This window comes from Escherichia sp. MOD1-EC5950 (assembly GCF_002965345.1).
Classification (GTDB): Bacteria; Pseudomonadota; Gammaproteobacteria; order Enterobacterales; family Enterobacteriaceae; genus Escherichia; species Escherichia marmotae.
Genome location: NZ_PTSR01000115.1, coordinates 1 through 750, shown reverse-complemented (window position 1 = coordinate 750; position 750 = coordinate 1). Strand labels below are relative to the sequence as shown.

General features: G+C 46.9%; 2 pseudogenes. One reads left to right on the top strand and one right to left on the bottom strand.

What is annotated here, in order from left to right:
• Positions 1-232: pseudogene (locus BEA93_RS25985) on the top strand (sulfoxide reductase heme-binding subunit YedZ); the annotation flags it as partial.
• 359 nt (positions 233-591) lie between these two features.
• On the opposite strand, the pseudogene BEA93_RS24550 reads toward BEA93_RS25985, so the two are convergent.
• Positions 592-750 (bottom strand): annotated as a pseudogene (locus tag BEA93_RS24550) (tyrosine-type recombinase/integrase); the annotation flags it as partial.

Genomic DNA, 750 nt, shown 5'->3' with positions numbered 1-750 from the left:
CACGCAGGCGATGCAGCGAAACTTAGGCAAACGCTGGCAACAATTGCATAACTTCGTCTATCTTGTCGCGATCCTGGTCCCCATACATTATCTGTGGTCAGTAAAGATTATCTCAATGCAATCAGTAATTTACGCTGTCCTGGTGTTGCTACTTTTAGGCTTGCGTCATAATAAATGGTTTTCTCTGTTCAAAAAGTTACAGAAGTTGTTTCACCACAAAATTACAACATAATCTGTGCGTCTCCTGCAGACACTTAGGTTACGTGAGCTGGCAGTAAATATTTAATGGTGTTGTCCAACTGGATAACCTAAACAATGTGCGTCAATGGCATGTAAGACGGTACGCTGTGATTTCATATGGCGCAGGAGAAAACCGCCGAAGCCCGACGTAAGTCTGTGCGGTCGTCCTTCCGTCCTGCAATGCCATGCGCCCAGTCAGCGATGATAATGCTTCTTTGCGTAGTCGGAGTTGCCAGCGTCAGTGATATAAGACAGTAATCACCATTGTTAGTATGAAGAAATAACCAAGTCTGTCTCCCATCCCAGGGGAGACTTGAGGTATTTCCCATATACAGGCCAGAGTATTTATTCTCAGGATAATTGTTTCAGCATCGCAACCGCATCAGATTCCGGCATCGAAAACTGCACCCGGTGCCGTGCAGCCACATCGAGCGCAAACACCTTCGTGTAGACCTCCGTTGAGCTGATGGACTTATGCCCCATCAGGCTCTGCAGGACCTTCAGCGGTAT